Annotated in this window: 18 protein-coding genes and 1 riboswitch; of the genes, 6 read left to right on the forward strand and 12 right to left on the reverse strand. The window is 72.7% G+C overall.

Annotated features, from left to right (window positions below):
* Nucleotides 1–90 precede the first annotated feature (90 nt).
* The gene (locus ABD811_RS02015; RefSeq protein ID WP_344939747.1) at nt 91–531 is read right to left on the reverse strand and encodes a TetR family transcriptional regulator C-terminal domain-containing protein; all 441 of its coding nucleotides are present in this window, start codon (nt 529–531) and stop codon (nt 91–93) included.
* A gap of 258 nt (nt 532–789) precedes the next feature.
* Between ABD811_RS02015 and ABD811_RS02020 the strand changes: the two genes are divergently transcribed.
* Nucleotides 790–2,586, forward strand: coding sequence for a thiamine pyrophosphate-requiring protein (locus ABD811_RS02020; protein WP_344939749.1), 1,797 nt, complete (start codon nt 790–792; stop codon nt 2,584–2,586).
* 84 nt (nt 2,587–2,670) lie between these two features.
* Complete coding sequence (locus tag ABD811_RS02025; protein WP_344939751.1) at nt 2,671–3,807, forward strand: enolase C-terminal domain-like protein; 1,137 nt, start codon at nt 2,671–2,673, stop codon at nt 3,805–3,807.
* Nucleotides 3,808–3,938: 131 nt separating this feature from the next.
* On the opposite strand, the gene ABD811_RS02030 is transcribed toward ABD811_RS02025, so the two are convergent.
* From ABD811_RS02030 to ABD811_RS02075, 10 genes are all read right to left on the reverse strand, one after another.
* A complete protein-coding gene (locus ABD811_RS02030; protein ID WP_344939753.1) occupies nt 3,939–4,316 on the reverse strand; it encodes a hypothetical protein in 378 nt (125 codons plus the stop codon).
* A gap of 229 nt (nt 4,317–4,545) precedes the next feature.
* Nucleotides 4,546–5,385, reverse strand: a complete 840-nt coding sequence (locus tag ABD811_RS02035) for an ABC transporter ATP-binding protein (RefSeq protein WP_344939754.1) — start codon at nt 5,383–5,385, stop codon at nt 4,546–4,548.
* Nucleotides 5,382–6,398 (reverse strand): FecCD family ABC transporter permease, encoded by a 1,017-nt coding sequence (locus tag ABD811_RS02040; protein WP_344939756.1) that lies wholly within the window; start codon nt 6,396–6,398, stop codon nt 5,382–5,384. The genes ABD811_RS02035 and ABD811_RS02040 overlap by 4 nt, the downstream gene beginning before the upstream one ends.
* Before the next feature lie 74 nt (nt 6,399–6,472).
* Complete coding sequence (locus tag ABD811_RS02045) at nt 6,473–7,462, reverse strand: ABC transporter substrate-binding protein (protein WP_344939758.1); 990 nt, start codon at nt 7,460–7,462, stop codon at nt 6,473–6,475.
* A 144-nt stretch (nt 7,463–7,606) separates the two neighbouring features.
* Nucleotides 7,607–7,791, reverse strand: a riboswitch (cobalamin riboswitch).
* A 23-nt stretch (nt 7,792–7,814) separates the two neighbouring features.
* Entirely contained in the window at nt 7,815–9,299 is a 1,485-nt protein-coding gene (locus ABD811_RS02050; protein ID WP_344939760.1) for an ABC transporter ATP-binding protein, read from the reverse strand.
* On the reverse strand, nt 9,296–10,147 hold the full coding sequence (locus ABD811_RS02055) for an ABC transporter permease (protein ID WP_344939762.1): 852 nt from the start codon (nt 10,145–10,147) through the stop codon (nt 9,296–9,298). The genes ABD811_RS02050 and ABD811_RS02055 overlap by 4 nt, the downstream gene beginning before the upstream one ends.
* Nucleotides 10,148–10,205: 58 nt before the next feature.
* Entirely contained in the window at nt 10,206–11,189 is a 984-nt protein-coding gene (locus ABD811_RS02060) for an ABC transporter permease (protein WP_344939764.1), read from the reverse strand.
* On the reverse strand, nt 11,190–12,755 hold the full coding sequence (locus ABD811_RS02065; protein ID WP_344939765.1) for an ABC transporter substrate-binding protein: 1,566 nt from the start codon (nt 12,753–12,755) through the stop codon (nt 11,190–11,192).
* A gap of 168 nt (nt 12,756–12,923) precedes the next feature.
* A complete protein-coding gene (locus ABD811_RS02070) occupies nt 12,924–13,964 on the reverse strand; it encodes a ferric reductase-like transmembrane domain-containing protein (protein ID WP_344939767.1) in 1,041 nt (346 codons plus the stop codon).
* Nucleotides 13,965–14,266: 302 nt separating this feature from the next.
* Nucleotides 14,267–15,478 carry a cytochrome P450 gene (locus ABD811_RS02075; protein ID WP_344939769.1) on the reverse strand — a complete coding sequence of 404 codons (1,212 nt, stop codon included), beginning with the start codon at nt 15,476–15,478 and terminating at the stop codon, nt 14,267–14,269.
* A 71-nt stretch (nt 15,479–15,549) separates the two neighbouring features.
* On the opposite strand from ABD811_RS02075, the gene ABD811_RS02080 reads away from it, so the two are divergent.
* From ABD811_RS02080 to ABD811_RS02090, 3 genes are all read left to right on the forward strand, one after another.
* Nucleotides 15,550–16,434 carry a helix-turn-helix domain-containing protein gene (locus tag ABD811_RS02080; protein ID WP_344939771.1) on the forward strand — a complete coding sequence of 295 codons (885 nt, stop codon included), beginning with the start codon at nt 15,550–15,552 and terminating at the stop codon, nt 16,432–16,434.
* A 371-nt stretch (nt 16,435–16,805) separates the two neighbouring features.
* Entirely contained in the window at nt 16,806–18,380 is a 1,575-nt protein-coding gene (locus ABD811_RS02085; protein WP_344939773.1) for a hypothetical protein, read from the forward strand.
* A gap of 23 nt (nt 18,381–18,403) precedes the next feature.
* Nucleotides 18,404–19,882 (forward strand): amidase, encoded by a 1,479-nt coding sequence (locus ABD811_RS02090; RefSeq protein ID WP_344939774.1) that lies wholly within the window; start codon nt 18,404–18,406, stop codon nt 19,880–19,882.
* 7 nt (nt 19,883–19,889) lie between these two features.
* Here the strand turns inward: ABD811_RS02090 and ABD811_RS02095 are convergent, their stop codons facing one another.
* Nucleotides 19,890–20,351: a GlcG/HbpS family heme-binding protein gene (locus tag ABD811_RS02095; protein WP_344939776.1), complete on the reverse strand. Its 462-nt coding sequence runs from the start codon at nt 20,349–20,351 to the stop codon at nt 19,890–19,892.
* Between the two features lie 248 nt (nt 20,352–20,599).
* Here ABD811_RS02095 and ABD811_RS02100 point away from each other — a divergent pair, with 248 nt between their 5' ends.
* Nucleotides 20,600–22,549: a PucR family transcriptional regulator gene (locus ABD811_RS02100; protein ID WP_344939778.1), complete on the forward strand. Its 1,950-nt coding sequence runs from the start codon at nt 20,600–20,602 to the stop codon at nt 22,547–22,549.
* Nucleotide 22,550 lies beyond the last annotated feature (1 nt).

Here is a 22,550-nt window from a genome sequence, read left to right on the forward strand (position 1 = left end):
GTCCGCTTGTCAACGGACTTCCGTCCCGCTCGTACGGCCGCTCACAGCCACCCGGCAGCGGAACGGCGCCACAGGAGGACGACGCTGCCGTCAGACGTAGGCGTCGGCGATGGCCGCCAGCACACGTTCGCGGGCGCAGTCGGTGCTGACCAGGCCGATCAGGACGTAGTAGGCCAGCCCCTCGGCGAGCGCGACCAGCTCCATGGCGGTCTCGCGCACATCGCCCGGGGCGACGCGCCCCGCCGCCTGCTCCTTGCGCAACAGGCCGGCGATCTGCTCGTGGAAGGTGACGTACTCGGCGCGCAGCCGGTCGGCGATGGCGGCGTCGGACAGGGCCAGGGCGGTGAAGGACTGGCGGACGCGCATGTGCAGCCGCGTCGCCGCGTCGTAGGGGACGAGTTCGGTCAGCACCGCGGTCAGCACCGCGCGGGGATCGGCCTCCTCCAGCTCCTCCCCCACCTTCGCCCTGATCCGCGCGCTGCTCTGCGTCTCCTGCGACACGAAAATGCGCGGCCGATCCGGCGAAGGCACGCCCGCTCCCCTACCAGCCAGCCGCCGCCCCACACAGGCCGGCCGACGCTCCGCACTTGCCCGCTGACCAGGTCTCGTCGTCATCGTGAGTCCTGCTTGGGCACCCTGCTCTGCTCCGAATGGCGGGCGGCCGAGAGCGCCTTCGCGCCATGTCAGTGGGGGCCGCGTCGCCGCCCGGATCGGTATGGATGGCCTTCGGGCGGGTAGCCGCTTTTGGAGGCGTTCGCCCGCTGTGACACCGAAGCTGGGGAGAGGACGATGAAGCAGCAGGTCAGCGACTACATCCTCGGTCGGCTGCGCGAGTGGGGGGTCCACCGCGTCTACGGCTATCCGGGGGACGGGATCAACGGTCTGCTCGGCGCGTTCGACCGCGCGGCGGGGGATCCGGAGTTCATCCAGCCGCGGCACGAGGAGATGGGCGCGTTCATGGCGTGCGCGCACGCCAAGTTCACCGGCGAGGTGGGCTGCTGTACGGCCACGTCCGGGCCCGGGGCGATCCACCTGCTCAACGGGCTGTACGACGCCAAGCTGGATCACCAGCCGGTGGTGGCGATCGTCGGTCAGCAGAAGCGGATGTCGCTGGGCGCCCACTACCAGCAGGAAGTCGATCTGCTCAGCCTGTTCAAGGACGTCTCGGAGTTCGTGGCGGTGTGCATGGAGCCCGCCCAGGCCCGGCATCTGATCGACCGGGCGTTCAAGACCGCGCTGACCACGCGCGGCATCGCCACGGTCATCGTCCCGGAGGATGTCCAGGAGTCTCCCGCCGTGCCGTCCCCGCCCAAGGAGCACGGCGCCGTCTACTCCAGCGTCGGCTGGTCGCGGCCGCGGATCCTGCCGAACGAGCAGGAGCTGCGCAAGGCCGCGGACGTGCTGAACGCGGGAAAGAAGGTGGCGATCCTGGTCGGGCAGGGCGCGGCCGAGGCCGAGGCCGAGGTGGTGGAGGCGGCCGAGCTGCTGGGCGCCGGCGTGGCCAAGGCGCTGCTGGGACGTCAGGTGCTGCCGGACGACCTGCCGTTCGTCACCGGCCCCATCGGGCTGCTGGGCTCCAGGCCCAGCGACGAGATGGTGATGAACTGCGACACCCTGTTCATGATCGGCACCAGCTTCCCCTACGCCGAGTGGCTGCCGGACGAGGGCGGCGCCCGGGGTGTGGAGATCGACATCGACGGGCGGATGATCGGCATCCGGTATCCGATGGACGCGCACCTGGTCGGGGACGCCAAGGAGACGTTGCGCGCCCTCATCCCGCTGCTGGAACGCAAGACCGACCGCTCGTGGCGGGAGAAGATCGAGGCCGACGTCCGCGAGTGGTGGGACATCCTCGACCGCCAGTCGCACCAGCGGTTCGACGCCCTGAACCCGCAGCTGGTCGCGTGGGAGCTGTCGGGCAGGCTGCCCGAGGGCGCCATCCTGACCGCCGACTCGGGATCGTCCACCACCTGGTGGGCACGGCAGCTGCGGCTGCGCGACGGGATGCAGGCGTCGCTGTCGGGCACCCTGGCCACGATGGGCCCCGGCACGCCCTACGCCATCGCCGCCAAGTTCGCCTACCCCGACCGGCCGGTCATCGCCTTCGTCGGCGACGGCGCGTTCCAGATGAACGGCCTCAACGAGATGATCACGGTCAAGCGCTATCTGGACCGTCTCGGCCGCTCGCCGCTGATCTTCTGCGTCTTCAACAACCAGGACCTCAACCAGGTGACCTGGGAGCAGCGCGCGATGGGCGGGGAGCCCAAGTTCATGGGGTCGCAGTACCTCCCCGACGTCCCGTACCACAAGTGGGCCGAGCTCCTCGGGCTGACCGGGATCTACTGCGACGACCCCGCCCAGGTCGGCGCGGCCTGGGACCGTGCGCTGGCCGCCGACCGCCCGGTGGTCCTGGAGTTCAAGGTGGACCAGGAGGTGGCGCCGCTGCCGCCGCACATCATGCCCGAGCAGGCCAAGAAGTCGGTCAAGGCGGCGCTGCGGGACCCCGAACGCGCGGGGATCGTCGCCAAGGGGTTCCGGCAGAAGCTGGCGGAGGTGTACGAGTCGCTACCCGGCCGCGGCCACTAGAGAAGCGGGCATCGCGCCGGGCCCGGCTGACCGTGCCGGTCGGCCGCCACGTACGGGGGGACACGTGGTGAAGGGGGAAGGTCCGTGGGCGTTACCGATACCACGGTGACGGTGGACGGCCTGGAGGTGCACGCCTTCCAGATCCCCACCGACGGTCCCGACGGCGAAGAGACCGACGGCACGTTGACCTGGGACTCCACCACCATCGTGGTGGTGCTGGCCCAGGGCGGCGGACGGACGGGCATCGGCTACACCTACACCGACGTGCCGGCGGCGACACTGGTGGAGACCAAGCTCGCCCCCGTGGTCGTCGGCGGCGACGCGCTCGCTCCGGCCGCGCTGTGGCGGCGGATGTTCGCCCGGATCCGCAACACCGGACGGCCGGGCCTGGGGGCGATGGCCGTCTCGGCGGTGGACGTGGCGCTCTGGGACCTCAAGGCTCACCTGCTGGAGCTCCCGCTGACGGCGCTGCTGCCGTCCTTCCACGACCGGGTGCCGGTCTACGGCAGCGCCGGCTTCACCAACTACCCGCTCGACCGCCTCACCGCCCAGCTCGCCGGGTGGGTCGAGCAGGGCATTCCCCGGGTGAAGCTCAAGACGTCCCGGCATCCGGCCGACGATCCGGCGCGGCTGACCGCGGTGCGCAAGGCGATCGGCGACGAGCCGGAGTTGTTCACCGACGCCAACGGCGCCCTGTCGCGCAAGCAGGCGCTGTACTGGGCGCGGCGATTCGCCGAGGAATGGGACGTGTCGTGGTTCGAGGAGCCCGTGAGTTCCGCGGACCTCGAAGGGCTGCGCATGCTGTCTCGCGCGGGGCCCGGCGGCCTGGACATCGCCGCCGGTGAATACGGCTACGTCCTGCGCGACTTCACCAATCTGCTCCAGGCCCAGGCGGTGGACTGCCTGCAGGCCGACATCACCCGCTGCGGCGGGATCACCGGGCTGCTTCAGGTGGCGGGGCTCGCCGCCGGCCACCAGATCGACCTGTCGGCGCACTGCGCGCCCGCCGTCTCGGCGCACGCCTTCCGCGCCGTCGAACGGCTGCGGCACCTGGAGTACTTCCACGACCACGTGCGCGTGGAACACACCGTCTTCGACGGCGTCCCCTCGCCCAGCGGCGGCGCGCTGCGCCCCGACCGCGCCCGCCCCGGGCTCGGTCTTGAGATCAAGTGGGCCGACGCCGAGCGGTACCGGGTGCACGGCGCCGCGACCGGCGGATGAACCGATCCGCGAGCGAGCGGAGAAAGGATAGGCGGCGCAGTCAATGTGCGGTAGGCCCGCCCTATGGGAACAGGCCCTCACCAGCGGTGCGGGCCCCTGGAGTCCAGGGGCCCGGGTTCCGCCGAATCAGGTCAGCACTTCTTCATGCCGGCCGGTGGGTCGACGGAGGTGTAGAGGTGGACGGCGGGGATGTTGCCCCACTGCTTGGTGCGGTCGCCGTTGGTCCAGTACCAGATGCGGTTGCCTCCGGCGTGGAGGTCGCCTTCGCCCCAGCAGGCGAAGACGCTCGGGCTTGTGTCGAGGTAGTCGACGATCCTGCTTCCGGTCGACCGGTGCTGGTACAGCGGCGCGCCGCGTTTGTTCTCGCAGAGGAGCTTGCCGTCGGAGCGGACGTGGCAGGTGCGCGCCACCTGCTTGGACGTGGCCGGGGCCGACTCCGTCGCCCCGGCGCCGCCCGTGGTCATGGCGATGCAGGCGCCGGCACCGAGGCCGAGCATCCCTACCTTCAACGGGCTGAATGTCATGGTGTCCCCCCAGATCTGCGAACGTGACTGGCTGATCACAGAGTGTCACCGTGCTGAGTGAAGGACATCCGGGGAAACCCGTATCCGCACCCGTATGACTACCTGCGGTTATGGGGAATGTTGAGCGACTCCGCCAGGCCGTGCGGCGGGCGACACTGCCGGTGTCGGCACAGGCGTCGACATCAGGGATCAGCCTGTCGTCTTCCTATTCGGGTCATTCGATCAGGCGTGTCATTTCGGGCAGGACGGTGATCTGCGGGATGCCGGTGCGGGGATGGACGGTCACCTCGGCGTCCACCCGGTAGACCTCGGCCAGCAGGTCGGCGGTGAGCACCTGGCCGGGCGGTCCGGCGGCGACCAGGCGGCCGGCGTCCAGGACGCAGAGGCGGTCACAGAAGGCCGCCGCCAGGTTGAGGTCGTGCAGGGCGATGACGGCGGTGACGCCGAGCCGGCGCACCAGCCGCAGCGCGTCCAGCTGGTGGCGCAGGTCCAGGTGGTTGGTGGGCTCGTCCAGCACCAGCGTGCCGGTGCGCTGGGCGAGCGCGCGGGCGATCAGGACCCGCTGCCGCTCGCCGCCCGACAGCCGGTCGAAGGGCGCGTCGGCCAGTGCCGCGACGCCGAGGGCGTCCAGCGAGGCGGTGATGATGGCGCGGTCGGTGGCGTCGTCGCCCGCGAACGGCCGCTTGTGCGGGGTGCGGCCCATCGCGACCACCTCGTACGCGGTGAGCTCGAAGTCGCCACCGCCGTCCTGCGGGACGGCGGCCAGCCGCCGCGCCACCCGCCTGCCGGGTGTCCGCCACACGTCCTCCCCGTCCAGCAGTACGCGGCCGGACGTGGGACGAAGCGCCCGGTAGAAGGTGCGCAGCAGTGTCGACTTGCCTGCGCCGTTGGGTCCGACCAGGCCCATCACCTCACCCGGGGCGACGTCCACGGACACCTCGTGCACCAGGGCACGGCCGCCGACGACCACCGACACCGCCTCGGCACGCACCGCGCCCGGCTCGTCGTCGGGCACGTCGATGGGCACGTCGGTGGAAACTCGGTGGCGGGTCATGACGCGGTCCTGCGGTGCATCAGCCACAGAAAGAACGGGCCGCCGACCAGGGCGGTCAACACGCCGACCGGGATCTCCTCGGGCGCGATGAGGACGCGCGCGGCCAGGTCGGCGGCGATCAGGAACGCCGCGCCCAGCAGCGCGGCGGCGGGCAGTGCCCGGCGGTGGTCGGCGCCGACCAGCAGCCGCACCACATGCGGCATGATCAGCCCGACGAACCCGATCTGCCCGCTGACCGCGACGATCGTGCCGACGAGCGCCGCGACCAGCACGAACAGCGCGGAGCGGAACCGGTGCACGTCCAGCCCGAGGGAGGCGGCGGCCTCCTCGCCCGCCAGCAGCAGGTTGAGCGGGCGGGTCACGCCCAGCAGCACCGCCGTCCCCGCCAGCACCGCGGCGCCGGGGATCCACACCATCGTCCAAGTGGTGCCCGCCATCCCGCCGAGCATCCAGCGCAGCGCCGCCTGGGTCTTGTGGGGGTCGCCGGAGGTGACGATCAGGAAGCTGGCGGCGGCCGACAGCACCTCGGCCGTCGCGACCCCGGCCAGCACGAGCCGGACCGTCGTCATGCGCCCGCCCGAGCGAGCCAGCAGGTACACCGCGACTAGGGCCGTCAACGCCCCCGCGAACGCCGCCACCGGCAGCGAGAACACGCCCAGCAACGTCACGTTGAACACCACGACCAGTACCGCGCCGACCGCCGCGCCCGAGGAGATCCCCAGCAGCATCGGGTCGGCCAGCGGGTTGCGCACGAGCGCCTGCAACGCCATCCCGCACACCGCCAGCCCGGCCCCGACCGCCCCGGCCAGCAGCACCCTCGGCAGCCGGACGTCGATGACGATCGTCTCGCGCACCGGTGTCCAGCCGGGATCGGCCAGCGCCGGATGCAACCGGTGCAGCAGGATGCCCCACACCTGACCGGCCGGAATGTTGATGGAGCCGATCGCGATCCCGGCCGTGGCCGCCGCCACCACCAGGCCGCCGAGCACGACCAGCACCAGCGCGTATGGCACCCGCGTCCGCCGGACGACCGACCTCTGTCCACCGCCTGCGGCCTGTGCGTCACCGGCCTCCCGCGCGGCGTGCGTCACCGGAAGCGGTCCGGGTGCAGTTGCCGGGCCAGCGACTCCACCGCCGACGGTACGCGTACGCCCAGCACGGTCGACGACAGCGGCAGCACCGCGAACCGCCGGTTCCTGATCGCCGGTACGTCCTTCAGCGCGGGGTTGTTCAGCAGGAACCGTTTCTTGTCGGCGACCGGCCGGTCGCCGTAGTCGTAGATGACGATCACTTCGGGGGCGCGGTCGGCCACCTGTTCGAAGGAGACGTCGCCGAACGTCTTGTCCAGGTCGGCGAACAGGTTCACGCCGCCGGCCCGCCGGATGATCTCGTTGCCGATGCCCGCGCCGCCGGCGGTGAAGGCGGTCCTGTCACCGCTGTCGTAGACGAAGACCTTGACCGGGGCGACCCCGGCGACCTCGGCCCTGACGGCGTCCAGCGTGCGGTGCAGTCCGGCGATCCGCTCCTCGGCCCGCTCCGGCACACCGAAGATCTTCGCGATGTTGCGGATCTCGGTGTCCATGGTGTCCACGGTCACCGGCCCGGACGCGCAGCCCTCGACGTTGAGGTAGGAGTTGATCCCGGCCTTGGCGAGGGCGTCGCGGCCGCGTCCCTCCTTGGCGTCGTAGGTGCCGGCGAAGCCCCCGTAGACGAAGTCCGGCTCGGCAGCGAGCAGCGTCTCGAAGGACGGATACTCCTTCGACATCACCTTGATGGAGTCGTAGGCCGCCCGGTACTCCGGCAGGATCTCGTCATCGAGGTATCCGGTGGCCACCATCGACTTCTGCAGCCCCAGCGCCAGCATGACCTCGGTCGCGTGCTGGTTCAGCGACACCGCACGTCGCGGGGGACGCAGGTAGGTGGTCTTCATCCCGCAGTTGGTCATCGTCACCGGGAACCCCGGCGCCGCCTCCCCGCCGGAGGCGCCACCGGTGCCGGTCGCCGAACCGCCACAGGCGGCGACCAGCGACACCGACGCCAGCACCCACGCGAGCAGCCACCGAGCGCTGCGCGTCATCGGGACCAGGCCCCCTCGGCGCAGGCGCGGCACAACGCCGTCACCAAGCTGAGAAGAGCACGACGGACAGGAACCGGCGTCGAGCCGGCCATGCGTGAACGCACGCGAGCACCCTCTCCTCCCTGGGGAAATCCGCCCCAGCTCCAACGAGGAGGCGACGAGGTGAGTCTCCTGGCTCTCGGGTCGATGCTCGCTCCGGCCTTCCCACCCGCAACGCGGGCAGTGGCGTCATCGGAGTCCGCTCGCCGATCACAGTGGCGGGACCGCGCCGGATTCGCACCGGCTTCCTCGTTCCGCCGTCGCCTACCCCCACATACTGCCATGACTTCAACGGCCGGTGTCGGCGGCTCGTTCAGCGGGACGCGGGGTCCCGCCGGGTGGCCTCCAGCAGGCGCCGGGTCTCGGGGTGCTGGGCGGTGTCGAGAGCGGTGGCGGGGAGGTCGTCGACGACGCGGCCCCGATGCAGGGTGATGACGCGGTCGGCGACGCGGCGGGCGACGCGCAGGTCGTGGGTGACCAGAACGATGGTCAGGCCGTGATCGCGGCGCAGGTCGGTGAGCAGCCGCAGGATGCGCTCCTGCGCCAGGACGTCCAGGCCGCTGGTGGGTTCGTCGGCGAGCAGGACGTGCGGGCGCTGGGCGAGGGCGCGGGCGATGGCGACGCGCTGGCATTCGCCACCGGACAGGGTGGCGGGGCGACGTGCGGCCAGGGCGGGGTCGAGGCCGACGTAGCGCAGCAGGTCGTCGTCGTAAGGGCCGGCTTGGGCGATCACCTGGCGGACGGTGTGGCGGGGGTCGAAGGACGCGAGCGGGTCCTGGAAGATCAGTCCGGTGCGGCGCCGGACGGCGCGTCGTCCACGGCCGGGCAGGGCCCACACGTCACGGCCGTCGCGCAGGACGGTCCCGTGGTCGGGGCGGTCGAGCGCGGCGAGGGCGCCGATGAGGGTGGACTTGCCGGAGCCGCTGCGGCCGACGATGGCCACGGCCTCGCCGGGGGCGATGTCGAGGTCGACGTCGTCCAGCGCGACGGTGCGGCGCCGGCGTGACCGCAGTACCCGCCGCACGCCTTGGAGGGCGAGGCCGCCTTCGGTGGAGGGCTCGGCCGCCGGTGGGACGGGACGCGGCGCAGGGGCCGCTTCGGCGGCTTCGAGCAACCGGCGGGTGAGGTCGGTGCGGGGAGCGGCGAAGATCTTGGGGGCCGGGCCGTGTTCGAGGACGCGGCCGTGGTGGAGGACGGCGATGTCGTCGGCCCAGCGGGCGGCGGCGGCCAGGTCGTGGGTGATGAGCAGGACGGCGCGGTCGCGGGCCTGGGCGCGCACCAGGTCCAGGACGCCGGCCTGGGTGACGGGGTCCAGGGCGGTGGTGATCTCATCGGCGATGAGCACGGGGGGCCGGTGGACGGTGGCCAGGGCGAGGGCGACGCGCTGTGCCTGGCCGCCGGACAGCTCGAACGGGTGGGCGGCGGCCAGGGCCGGGTCCAGGTCGACGCGGGCCAGTGCCTCGTCGGGGTCGCCGGTCCGGTGAGCGCGTACGGTCTCGGTGAGGTGCCGCCGCACGGTGATGGTGGGGTTGAGCGAGGCCAGGGCGTTCTGGAACGCGTATCCCACGTCGCGGCCGGGCACAGGAGGCCGGCCGTCGACCAGCACGGTGCCCCGGTAGGGGTGCAGCCCGGCGATGGCGCGTGCGGTGAGGGTCTTGCCGCTGCCGCTCGGCCCGACCAGCGCCAGCACGCGGCCGGTGGGCACGGTGAGGTCGACGCCGTGCACGACACGGCGGCCGGGGACCTCGACGGTGAGTCCGGTGACGGCGAGTCCCCGGTGCTCGGCTGTGGAGGTCACCAGGTCCTGCCTTCCTCCGGGCCGGCGATGGCGCCGGCGATGACGTTGACGGCGATGATGGTGGCCACGACGGCGGCGGCCGGGATGGCGACGGTGTACCACTCGCCGGTGAGAAGGTGGGACTGGGCCTCGGTGAGCAGGTTGCCCCAGCTGGGCCGGTTGGGCGGGATGCCCAGGCCGAGGAAGCTGAGGGTGGATTCGGTGAGGATGGCGTGCCCGACCTCGAACGCGGCGACGGAGGCGACCGGGGGCAGCGCGCCGGGCAGCAGGTGCCGCCACAGCACCTGCCATCGGGACAGGCCGAGGGCGTAGGCGGCGCGGACGTACAGGCGCCGGCGGCGGGTGCGCAGCTCGGCGCGGACGATCAGGGCGACCGGCATCCAGCTCGTCAGCGCGATCGCCGCGATCACCAGGCCCATGGACGGCCCGGCGACGGCGGCCAGGGCCAGCACGATGACCAGCAGCGGCAGCGCCAGCAGCACGTCGGCGATCCGCGCGATCAGCCCGTCCAGCCAGCGCGGGGCGATGGCCGCCAGGCCGCCGACCAGCATGCCGAGCCCGACGGTGACCGCCGCGGCGGCCAGCCCGACCAGCAGGGAGGTGCGGGCGCCGTAGAGCATGCGGGCCAGCAGGTCGCGGCCGAGCAGGTCGGTGCCCAGCGGGTGACCGGCCGAGCCGGGCGGCAACGAGGTCGCGGACGTGTCGGTGGCCACCGGGTCGAGTGGGGTGAGCGACGGCGCCAGTACGGCCGCCAGCCCCATCACGGCCAGCACCGCGACCGCGACGAGCAACGCCGGACGCCGCGGCCGCAGCCGCACGGCCAGCAGTCCCCGGGTCTCAGCCACCACCTGCGGGCTCCCCTCTGGCGACGGTACGGGCGAAGGTGCACGGACGACGGTGCGGCGTTCAGTCGGCATCGGCCTGCCCCGAGCGGGCGCGCGGGTCCAGCACGGCCACGACGAGCTCGGCGACCAGGTTGGCGGCGACCACGATCAGGCCGGTGACCAGCACGACGGCGACCAGCAGCGGGTAGTCCTGGGCGCGGGCGGCGGCGATGGCCTGCCGCCCCATGCCGGGCCAGGAGAAGATCACCTCGGTGGCGTACACACCGGCGATGAGCGTGCCGACGCCGACGCCGAGCCGGGCCGTGAAGGGCACGAGTCCGGGCCGCATCAGGTGCCGTGTCACCACGGTGCGGCGGGGCAGGCCGCGGACGCGCGCGTTGTGCACGTGCGGCGCGTCGCGCAGCCGTCCGACACCGGTCTCCACCAGCCGCACGTAGATGCCGAAGTGGTGGCCGAACGCCAGCGCGCACGCGGGCAGCACCAGATGGGCCAGCAGGCCGTAGGCGGTGACGGGCTCGCCGGGGCGGCTGACGCCACCGGACGGCATCAGGTGGGTCGCCGCCGCGAACACGTACAGCAGCAGGAGCGCGGCGACGAAGCCGGGCATGCCGCCCATGACGAACAGGACCAGGTCGATGCCGCGGCGCAGCCAGGCGCGGCGGGTCAACGCGGCGACCAGCCCGACCGCCAACGCGGCGGCGAAGCTGAGCACGGTGGCGGCGGCGGTGAGCAGCAGCATCCACGGCAGCGTCTCGCCGAGGGCGGCGGTGACCGGCCGGCCGGACATGTAGGAGGTGCCCAGGTCGCCGCGTACCGCGTGGGTGGCCCACCGCCAGTACCGGGCCGCGAGCGGGTCGTCCAGTCCCATCTGGGCGCGCAGTTCGGCGACGGCCGCCGCGGTCGCCGGTCGCCCGCCCGAGCGGGCCTCCAGGATCGACGCGGCCGGGTCGCCCGGGGCGGCGTCCAGCAGCGCGAAGCACACCATGGACAGGGCCACCACGACCAGCAGTGCCGTCGCCGCCCGGCGGGCCAGGAGCAGAGCCATCTAGTTGTAGCGCCAGGTCTCGGCGTTCCAGAAGAAGCCGTAGCCGTGGTGACCGAGGGTGCGCTGGGCCGGCCCGGTCAGGTTCTTCGGCACGGCGTTGATGGTCTTGAGGTAGGCGATCCACACGAACGGCGGGTCGTCCTGCAGGGCCTGCTGGAAGGCGGTGTAGGCGGCCTTGCGCTTGGACGGGTCCAGGGTGGAGCGGCCCTCCTCCAGCGACTTGTCGGCGGCGGGGTTGGCGTAGGAGCCGTAGTTGGAGCCGCCCTTGGACAGCGCCTGGGAGGAGGCGAACGGCCCGTACACCGAGGAGTCGGGGTCGTAGGGGGTGCCCCAGCCGACCACGAACATCTGCAGGTCGCCCCAATGCTTGCGCACCCAGTCCCTGGGACGCGGGTTGGGCACCACGTCGAAGCCCTGCTGCTTGAGCTGGGTGGCCGCCACGTTCAGGATGGCCACCCGCAGCGAGTCCTCGGCGAACGTGCTCAGCTCGAACCGGACCGTCTTACCGTCCTTGGCCCACAGGCCCTGGGCGTTCTTGGCGTACCCGGCCGACCGCATCAGCTCGCCGACCTTGGCCGGGTCGTGGGCGAAACCGGGGGCGGCGGCGTAGGGGCTGGTGTCCAGCGGCCCCTTGGCGGGCGAGCCGTAGCCCAGCACGACGCTCTTGGTGATGGCGTCGCGGTCGACGGCGTGGTTCATCGCCTGCCGCACCCGGCGGTCGGCGAAGACCGGATTGGTCATGTTGAACATCAGCGCCCGGTAGTCGGCCGTCGGGTAGACCTCCACGCGGTGCCCGGTGGTCTTGCCCGCCTGCTGCGGCGCGAGGTTGGCGGCGTCGACCTCGCCGTTGCGCAGCTGGATGAGCCGGGCCGAGTCGTCCGGCACGTACTTGATGACGATCTTCTTCAGGCCGGGCCTGCCCTCGTAGTAGCCGTCGAAGGCGGTCAGCTCGGCGTACTGGCCGGGCTTGTAGGTCGTGAGCGTGAACGGCCCGGTGCCCACCGGCTGCCGGCCGAACACCGGATCGGTGAGCTTCCTGCCCTGCAGCAGGTGCTTGGGCAGCATCCCCATCGACAGCGCGTCCAGCATCGGCGCGAACGGCCTGTCCAGCTCCAGCCGCACCGTGGCCGGGTCCGGCGTGGTGACCGAGCGGACCATCGCGAAGTTGCGCGACAGCGGCGAGTCCGCGCCGGCGTTCTTGATGGTCTCGATGGTGAACTTGACGTCGTCGGCGGTGAACGGCCGCCCGTCCTGCCACTTGACGCCGGGTCGCAGCGCGAAGGTGTAGCTCTTGCCGTCCGGCGCGACCTGCCAGGAGCGCGCGAGCCCGGGGACGACCCTGTTGTCCTTGTCGTGCCGGGTCAGCCCGCGGAACACCAGCTCGGTCACCGGATCGGTGTGCTCGTCCTGCAGGCCCGGATTGAACGTCTCGGGCTCGTCACCGATCGCGTACGTCAGCACGCCGTCCTTCCCCGAGGCGGGATCGTCACCCTGCCCGCACGCCGACGCGAACGCCGCCACGACGACGGCGACGGCCATCACGGCCACAACCGGACGTTTCACCATGCGGCGCATTATTGCAAACAAGACGCAGTAGCGACCAATTCGCGACTAGGCCGCGCCTTCGCACCGCGAAGCTCCCGTCCTGTTCGCCGTTCCGGTCGCCGCGGCACGTCTCCGCGCGGCTTCGCACACCCGGTCACCGTGCCCGGCAGCGCAGGGGCCCGCCCGGCATCACGCGGGTGAAGTCTCGACCTCCTGTTCCGCCCTGGCCTGTCGTGAGGACGTGAGGCGCTGTGCTCGGTACACGAAGGCGGTGACCCCGGCGGCGAACAGCGCGAACCCGATCCAGATCATCGTGCGCGTGACATTGAGCCCGGCGCCGTCGACGCCGGGAGTGCGCCCGCCGTCACGGCCACTGGCGGCCACGACGAGCACCACGACGATCGTCGCCGCGGCGCAGGTGCGGCCTATGGCGCGTCCCAGCAGATCGAGCCGGCCCCGCCCGGGGCGGCTCGCCGGTGCCAGCAGCCGGATCAGCAGCAGCGCCGCGACGGGCAGTTGAAGCAGCCAGACGGTGGTGCGGAACCAGCCGTCGAACCACACGTTCGTGCCGTACAGCAGGGTGTGCCAGACGCTGAGCACGTACACCGCCAGGATCGAGGCGTGCAGCACCCGCCAGACCCGCGCGCCGATCGACCTGCGCGCGTAGAAGGCGAGGCCGAGCGGGATGGCGAGGTAAAAGGCCAGCAGTCCGATGAAAATCGCGACCTTTCCCGTTCCGCTGGAATACGCGCCCGGGACGAAGGTGTCGACGAACGCGCTCCAGGTCCGCCCGGCCCATCCCTGCCGGTCCTCGTTGCCGCGGACGAATTCGGCGAAAAGCCAGAACGCATGACCGAACATCAGCGCGACGGTGGTGAGGCTGGTGGTCCGGTGCCACTTCTCGATCCGGGCGACGGAGACCGGCAGCCAGTCGCGTCGGCGGCTGGAGCGCAGCAATCCGAGCATCACGGTCATCCAGGCCCACAGCAGACCGGACCATCCGAACGCCTGACACATCCAGTACATCCAGTACCTGCCGGCGTCGGCCAGGTCCGGCATGACCTGCAGCGTCATCGACGAACCGGACTCGATGCGCCGGTAGAGCCAGAAAAAGACGGCCAGGGTGATGACGAGCGCCGCGGTGGCGTCGACCAGGGCGGCGCGAACGTCCTGACGGAAAGCGGCGACGTCGAACCACTGTCGTTGGCGGGCTCTTCGAACGTCAGACACCAAGGCCCTCCTCACGCCCGGCGAACGATCTCCATCGCCAGGCTAACGACAGACCGCCCGATGGTCACTGGGCGACCGTGAATATTTCATGCGCGTTGCCACCCGGAATTCTCCCGGCGCCGGATCCGGCAAGCCGTACTTCGCCGAAAATATCGGCCTGGATGTCTGCCCCCGGACGAGCCGAATGCGAAGCCCGCGAATCACTTGCACGAACATTTCGTCATACTCGGCCGCACAGGCATCGGCCGCCGAGGCGGAACTGCCGGGGCCTCGTGGAGCAGCCACCGGCGGGACGCATGGGTTCAGGCGGTGTTCCAACGTGCGGGCAGGACGGTGGGGCCGCGTAGGGCAGCGCCCACCTGGCTGGTGATGCGGACGTGCTCCTCTGTCCCGTCCTGCAACCGGAGGTTGGGAAGGCGTTGCAGCAGTACGGACAGGGCGGTGGTGAGTTCGGCGAGCGCGAGCCATGTTCCGGCGCAGGTGTGCGGGCCTTGGCCGAAGGCCAACATCGCCGTCTCACGTCGGGTGATGTCGAAGCGATACGGGTCGGGGTAGACGGCGGGATCGCGCAGCGCCGCGTTGATCGAGAAGATCATCGGCGTGTCCGCGGGGATGTCGATGCCGTTCCAGGTGGTGGCCCGCGGGCACAGACGCGGCAGCAGGCCCACCGGAGGCTCCCAGCGCAGCCCCTCCCAGACCGCCCAGGTGACGTGCTCGTCCGGGGCCAGGGCGACCGTCTCCAGTTGGTCCGGATGGGTCAGCAGCGCGGTCAGCGTGTTGGCGAGCGCGAGCATGGTGGTGTCGGCACCCGCGGGGAACAGCAGCCGCAGGAACGCGAACACCTCCTCGTCGCCGAGCCGGTTGCCGTCGACGGATTCGGTGACCAGCATGGAGACCAGGTCGTCGCCGGGGCGGCGTCGCCGTTCCGCCAGGATCGGGCCGATGTACTCGGTGAATTCCCGTGAGGCCGTCATCGCCGCGTCCGGCTCGAACGGGAAGTAGAACAGGTCGTGCGCCCACCGGCGCACCGTGCTCTCGTCCTCCACCGGCAGGCCGAGCAGCCGGCTGATGACCAGGACGGGATAGCGGGTGGTGAACTCGGCGACCAGGTCGGCCTCGCCGCGCTCGGCGAAGCGGTCGACCAGTTCGTGGGCCAGCGGCTCGAGAACCGGCTCGACGTACCGGGCGACCCGGTTGCGGCGGAACGGCGGCGAGGCGACGGCGCGGTTGATCCGGTGCTCGGTTCCGCTCATGCACTGCAGGGTCCTGCCGAGGACGGGGCCGGTCGTCAGCGGGTAGATCGCCGCCGCCGGGAAGGTCTCCTCGTCCTTGAACGCCGCGCTGACCAGCTCGTGCGTGAGCAGCAGGACCGCGTGCGCGCCCGCGAACGGGACGATCGCGTACGGCCGCACCGCGCGCAGGTCGGCGAGGAGTTCATGGAGGGCCGGGACGTCCTCGAACGCGAAGTCGACACCGTTGACGTCGACGGCGTCCGCGAGCGGTCGGGTGCCCATCGCGTCCCCCCTCGTGATACGAATATTCGTATCGATGAGATGAATAGTCGCATTCGAGGCTAGGAGGGCCGGTGGTGGATGGCAAGGGCCGGCCGGCGTCCCCGCCGACCGACCGCGCGATCGCGGTGGTGGAACTCCTCGCCGCGCGGCGGAAGCCGGTCAGCGCCGCCGAGGTCGCGGACGCCCTCGGGCTCAGCCGCTCGACCGTCGGCGCGATTCTCGGCACGCTCGCCGACCGCGCCTGGGTGCGACGGCTGCCCGACCTCACCTACGAGCCCGGCCCGCGCCTGGCCGCCATCGCCCTCACCTGCGGCCGTCTGGCGGCTCCGGACGGTGCCGACGAGGCGATTCGCGGGCTGTCCGAACGCGTGGGCTGCGGCGTGGCGTTGGGCCTGGTCACTCCGAACGGCTTGACGTTCGTGGCGGTCACCGCGGGCGAGGGCCGTCTTCCCGCGGGCATCACCACCGGCACCGTCCTGCCGTTGCGCGCTCCCGCGGGGGCGGCGTCGGTGGCGTTCAGCAGCCGGGAGCGGCAACGGGAATGGCTCGCCACCGCGCCACCCGACTGCCGCGCGGCGCTCGCCGAGGTGTTGGAGCAGATCCGGGCCGACGGCGTCGCGCTGTGGGGCATCGACGCCGCGGCCCCCGCCGCACTCGACGTGCTGGCCGAGGTGGTCGAGCACCTGTCGGACAACCCCGCGTCACAGGACCTGCGCGGACGCGTCCTGGCCCTGCTCGCCGACATCAGCGGACGCCCCTACGGCGCCGCCGACGTCACCGCCGACGCCCCGCTGCCGCTGAGCCACCTCGTGGCCCCGGTGTTCGACGCCGCCGGACGCGCCACCTGGGAGCTGCAGGTGGGCCCGCTCCGCGCCGCCGTGGGCCGCGCCGAACGCCGGCACTACATGACGGAACTGCGCCGCACGGCCGACCGACTCAGCCAGACGGCCCGTTGATTTCGCGCCGGCCCAACCGAGCACCCGCTCTTCAGCGGGACGGCCGCCGGACGCCCGCACCGCACGGCCAGGTCGCCGAGACCAGGGATGCTCTCCATGTGTGATCGCATGATCCACTCTGCGTGACGGCGCCACGGGACGCACCGTCCCGGCCGCGTCGCAGGCGCGCCGGGTCCGGAACCCTGCACAAATTGTCCGCCGGGCGGATGTGCACTTTTCTCATTGTTCGTCGATAAACGATCGGCCAGAGTCTCTCCCACCGCCGGTCAACCGGCGGGAACGCCGCCCGCAACAATGCCGAAAACTCCGCTTAACAAATCCTGGCGCCCCTCCCCCGACTCCGCCTTTCCCCCGTCTTGGAAGGTGCTGCTTTGTCCGCTGCCCACTGGATCTATCTGCTCGGCCTCGCCGCCCTCATCGCCACCGTGGTGGCCCGGAGGAACGTGGTGGCGCTGGCCGTCGTCGCCACGTTCGTCACCGGCCTCGCCTACGGCGGCAGCGTCGTCACCGGGCTCGGCTCGGTGTTCAACGCCGCCGTCCTCGCCACCCGGGAACTGCTCCCGATCTTCGTCATCATCGCCCTGGTCACCGCCATGCTCGGCGCGATGCGGCGGCTCGGCGCGGACGCGATGATGGTCCGGCCGCTCGGCCGGTTCTTCCGCAACGGCCACGTCGCGTACGTGGTCATCGCGGTGGTGACCTACGCGCTGTCGCTGTCGTTCTGGCCGACGCCGGTGCTCCCGCTGATCGCGGCGATCCTGGTGCCCGCCGCCGTACGGGCCGGGCTGGCGCCGTTCGGGGCCGCGCTGGCGATCGCCATCACCGGGCAGGGCATGGCCCTCAGCTCCGACTACATCATGGGCGTGGCGCCGGCGCTGTCGGCCGAGGGCGCCGACGTCCCGGCCGGGCCGATCGCGGACCGGGCGATGGTGATCTCGCTGATCGCCGGGGTGGTCGCGCTCGCGGTGGCCTACCTGCGGGACGTGCGGACCAAGATGCTCGACCCGATGGCCTCCGCCCTGGTCGTCCTGCCCGCCGCCGAGGCGGGTTCCGCCGGGAGCGCCTCGGTGGGGGCCGGGTCTCCCGGCACGAACGCCGCCGCCGCGGCGGCGGGGACGGACGCGGCGCCGTCCGCGGCGACGGGCGGAGCCGCGGCGACACTCACCACCTCACCGGCCCCCGGCGAGGGCGCGGGCGGCGGCTCGGAGGACACGGCGGACGCCGCCGGCCCCGGCTCGCCGTCCAGGGCGCGGATCATCGCCGTGGCCGTGCCGCTGGTGTTCGCGGCGCTGCTGGTCTTCATGCTGCTGGGACGGTTCACCTCGCTGGTGCCGAACATCGACGACGGGCAGGGCGCCCCGCTGGTCGGCGGCACCGCCGCGCTCGCGCTGGTCGTCATCGCGCTGACCGCGAACCGCGCGAACTGGCTGGAGGACGTCTGCGAGCACTTCACCGAGGGCATCGCCTTCGCGTTCCGCACGATGGGGATGGTCATCCCGGTCGCCGGGTTCGTCTACGTGGGCCTGTCGGACTACTCCGCCGACATCCTCGGCCTGCCCGAGGACGCGCGGGCCCCCGCGTTCCTGCTGGACGCGATCAAGCACGTGGAGCCGTACATCCCGCACGTGCCGGTGTTCGCCTCGTTCGCGATGCTGCTGGTCGGAATGGTGATCGGGCTGGACGGCAACGGCTGGCCGGGGCTGCCGTTCACCGGGTCGCTGGCGCACTCGCTGGGCGAGGGCTCGGGCGCCGACGTGTCGACGCTGGCCGCGATCGCGCAGAACGGCGCGAGCTGGACCGGCGGCGGCACGCTGGTCATCTGGTCGTCGCTGATCGTGGTCGCGGGGCTGACCGGGGTGTCGGTGGTCGAGCTGGCGCGGCGGCTGTTCGTCCCCGTGGTCGCCGGTCTGGTGGTGGCCACGGCGATCGCCTCGGTGGCACTGTGACGGGGATGGAGACGAGGAGCCCGATGAGCACGCACGTGGACGACGCCGCGTCCCCGAACGGCACGGCCTTCCGCGCCGCGGTCCCGTACCCGGTGGATCCGGCGGGGGCCGGCACCGTCACCGGGATGGCCGAGCTGGTCCGCACGGGCGCGCTGGCCGCCCGCGAGGTCGTCGACGCGGCGCTGGCCCGCATCGCCGAGCTGGATCCGGAGCTGGGCGCGTTCGTGCACGTCGACGAGGACGGCGCACGTGAGCGGGCGCGCGAGATCGACGCCATGGTGGCCCGGGGCGTCGATCCGGGGCCGCTGGCGGGCGTCCCGCTGGGCGTCAAGGAGTTGCACGCGGTGGCGGGCTGGCCGTACGCCATGGGCAGCGCGCTGCACGCCGACCGGATCGCCGGGCACACCTCCACGCTGGTGGCGCGGGCCGTCGCGGCGGGGGCGATCCCGGTCGGGCTGACGGCGTCGCCGGAGTTCGGGCGCGCGTCGTTCACCGCGTCGGCCCTGCACGGGGTCACCCGCAACCCGTGGAACCCGGCGCTGACTCCGGGCGGTTCCAGCGGCGGCTCGGCGGCGGCGGTGGCGGCCGGGATGGTCCCCGTCGCCACCGGCACGGACGGCGCCGGCTCGCTGCGGATCCCCGCGTCGTACTGCGGTCTCGTCGGTTTCAAGGGCACCTACGGGCGGGTGCCGCGCGGGCCGTACCACCGGGGGACGGCCGAGAACGACCACTACGGCGTCCTCACCCGCACGGTGCGGGACACCGCGCGGTTCCTGGACTGCGTCTGCGGCAGCGACGAGTACGACCGGTCCTCGCTGCCCGCGCCCGCCGAGCCGTTCGAGACGGCGCTGGCCGGGGTCGACCTGCGCGGGTTGCGGGTGGCGTGGACGCCGGATCTGGGGAACGCCCCGTGCGATCCGGAGGTGGCGGCGGTGGTGCAGGCGGCGGCGGAGGCGTTCGTCGCGGCCACCGGCGCGCGCCGCGTGCCCGCCGAGGTGGACCTGGAGGCGGCGTGCGGCGCGGCGTTCCGCACCCTGTCGGTGCCGGACGTGCACGCCGAGCTGCGGGCCGCGCCGCCCGACCGGCTCCACGCCGTCCATGCCACCGTGCGCCGCTACGGGGACGCGGCGGCGGCGCTGGACGCCGACGCCCTGGTGGACGCGCACGAGACCAGAGCGCGGTTGGTGGCGGCGCTGGCCGCCGCGTTCGACCGGTTCGACCTGCTGCTCACCCCGGCCACGCAGGTGCCCGCGTTCCCCGCCGAGGGGCCGATGCCGACCGAGATCGCGGGGCGTCCGGTGGACCACTGGGGCGCGCTGGCGGTCACGTTCCCGTTCAACCTGTCGGGGCATCCGGCGATCTCGGTGCCGGCCGGGACGGCGGGAGGCGCCCCGGTGGGCCTGCAGATCGTCGGGCGGCGGCACGAGGACGTGCGGGTGCTGGCGGCGGCGGTGGCCGTCGAGGGGCTCGGCCTGTGGCCGCCGCCCACCCCGTCCCGTTGAGCCCGGTTCAGCCGGACGCGGCGGCGGCCCGGGGCGCGATCTTCTCCTCGAAGGCGCGCAGGGCCGCCGCCCCCACCGCCTTGTCCTGTTCGCCGTTGCCGCCGCTGACGCCGACCGCGCCGATGACCTGGCCCTCGTAGACGATCGGGAAGCCGCCGACGAAGATGGCGAACTTCCCGGGGTGCATGTGGCTGATGCCGAACGCCTCGTTGCCGGGCAGCGCGGGCCCGTTCGGCGGCTCGTTGAACTTGTGGGTGTCGCGCTGGTGGCCGGCGGCGGTGAACGCCTTGGCGATGGCGATCTCCACCCCGGTCAGCCGGGCCCCGGTCATGCGGTGCAGGGCGATCGGGTGCGCGCCGTCGTCGGCGATGCAGATCGTCTCCTTGACCCCGATCCGCTCCGCCTCGGCCTCGGCGGCCTCCAGCAGCACCAGGGCGTCCTCCAGGGTGAGCCGATGAACGGTCTGCATTCTTCGCTTCCTCTCTGTTCCCGATTCACGGAATCAATGAATTGCCGTGCGCCGTCGGCCGGTGCCGTTCTCCCGCCATTCGGGGTATTGCCCCGCCCGATTCGATGCCGCAAAATGAGAGGAGCGGAAAAAGGATTCCCTGCCCTCGCCCGCCCGTCCCGTCCCGCGGTCACGGCAGTCAGTCTCCGGGACCTCGGCAAACCGGACTATGTACACTTTGCCGAACTATCGGGACAGGATGTGGGCACATGGCACATCAGCATGCGGAAACCGCCTCCCCGGACCACCTCGGCGACGCGCCCGGCACCGCCCCCGGCCGCGCCGTCCCGGCGGCGGCCCCTCCCCCCGGTGACGACGGCGCGGGCGCCGAGGGCCGGATCACCGTCGGCGCCCTGCTCGCCGAGCCGCTGCTGCGCGGCGGCCTGGTCGCGGGCGCGGCCGGGCTGGACCGCCGGGTCGCCTGGTGCCTGCCGCTCTCGGAGACGCGGCGCTACGCCGAGGACACCGCCGGCGCGGCGGACCTGCCGGGCATCGCCGTGCACCTGCCCGCGACCGTGCTGGCCGCCGCCGAGGGGGCGGACGGTCCGGGAGCGCTGGTCCAGGAGCTGGCCCGGCGCGGCGCCGCCGCGCTGCTGGCCTGGCAGCCCCCGGGCACCTGGTCCGACCTGAAGGCCGCCGCCAGGGCGGCCGACCGCGCCGGGATCCCGCTGCTGTGCCTGCGCGAGGAGGCCGACTACCGGGCGGTGAGCCGGCTCGTCGGGCAGAAGGCGCTGGCGCAGACCTCGCACGTCCTGGAGTACGGCGCCCGCGTGCACCGCACCCTCGCCGACGTCCTCGCCCGCGGCACCGGCGTCCCCGCCATGGCGCACGCGATCGCCAGCCTGTCCCGCTGCCCGGTGCTCATCCTGGACGAGGACGGCGAGCGGCTGGCCTGGGAGGAGCCGCCGGACGGCGCGGCGAGCGATCCCGGGCCGATCATCGCCGCGCTGCCCCCGGCCGGATCTCCGTCCGCGGCCGGCGACGGAGCCGGGGGCGGTGCCCATCCGGTCGAGCTGGACCTGCGGCCCGGTCCCGGCCGCGACCCGGTGCGCGTGCTGGTCACCCCCATCGTGGTGGGCGGCGAGCCGTACGGGCGGCTGGTCATGATCGAGCGGTCCTGGCCGCCCGACGAGCACGACCTGGCCCAGCACCGCGTCATCGCCGAGCACGGCGCGACGCTGACCGGATCGGAGATGCTGCGGCAGCGCTCGGTACGGGCGGCCGAGGAGCGGGCCCGGGGCGACTTCGTCGAGGCGCTGGTGCACGGCCGGTTCGCCGATCCCTACGAGCTGGGCGCCCGCGCCCGCCACCACGGGTTCGACGTGACGGGGCACTTCGCGGTGCACGTGGTGGCGGCGTCCTCGCTGCTGCCGGTCGGCCGGGACTACCTGCGCCACACGCTCACCGCCGCGCGGATCGCGCAGTCCATGGAGCCGGAGGGCACCACGCTGACCGCCGCGATCGGCTCCACGATCGTGGTCATCCGGCAGCTGGCGTCCGACGACGACCCGCTGGCCGGGCGGCAGGAGGCGGGCCGGTTCGCCCGGCGGCTGCGGCGGCGGCTGCTGGACGCGCTGGGCGACGACCTGCGGGTGACCCACGGCCGTCCGGGCCGGGGCGCGGCCGGGGTCGCCACCAGCTACTACGAGGCCCGGCTGGCGATGGGGCTGGCCTGGCACACCGGCGCCGACCACGTGTGCGGTTACGACGACCTGCGGGTCTTCGCGGCGCTCAAGGAGGCGGCGGGCAGCGCCGAGGGGCAGGTGTTCGCGCGGGAGACGCTGTCCCCGTTGCGGCAGGCGGGCGGCGACGACCTGGAGGCGATCGTGCTCGCCTACATCAGGGCGTCCGGGAACCTCAACGCCGCGGCGCGCTCCCTCAACCTGCACCGCAACACGATGCTGTACAAGCTCGACCGCGCCTCGCGGGCGCTGCGCATGGACATCCGCACGGCCGAGGCGCAGTTCATGTTCTGGCTCGCGCACCACATCGAGACGCTGAGCTCGGTCACCCAGACCCTCGCCGACGAGCTGTCCCCGCCCGCCGGCGACGCCCAGGGGCGCACGCCGGGCGACGGCGGCGAGGCGGCACGGACGGCGCGGGCCAGAGAAGGCAGGGACGGCCCCGGGCGACGGCGGACGCCCCGCGCGGACACCTGAC

The sequence above is a fragment of the Actinomadura miaoliensis genome (assembly GCF_039536785.1).
In the GTDB taxonomy this organism is placed as follows: Bacteria; Actinomycetota; Actinomycetes; order Streptosporangiales; family Streptosporangiaceae; genus Spirillospora; species Spirillospora miaoliensis.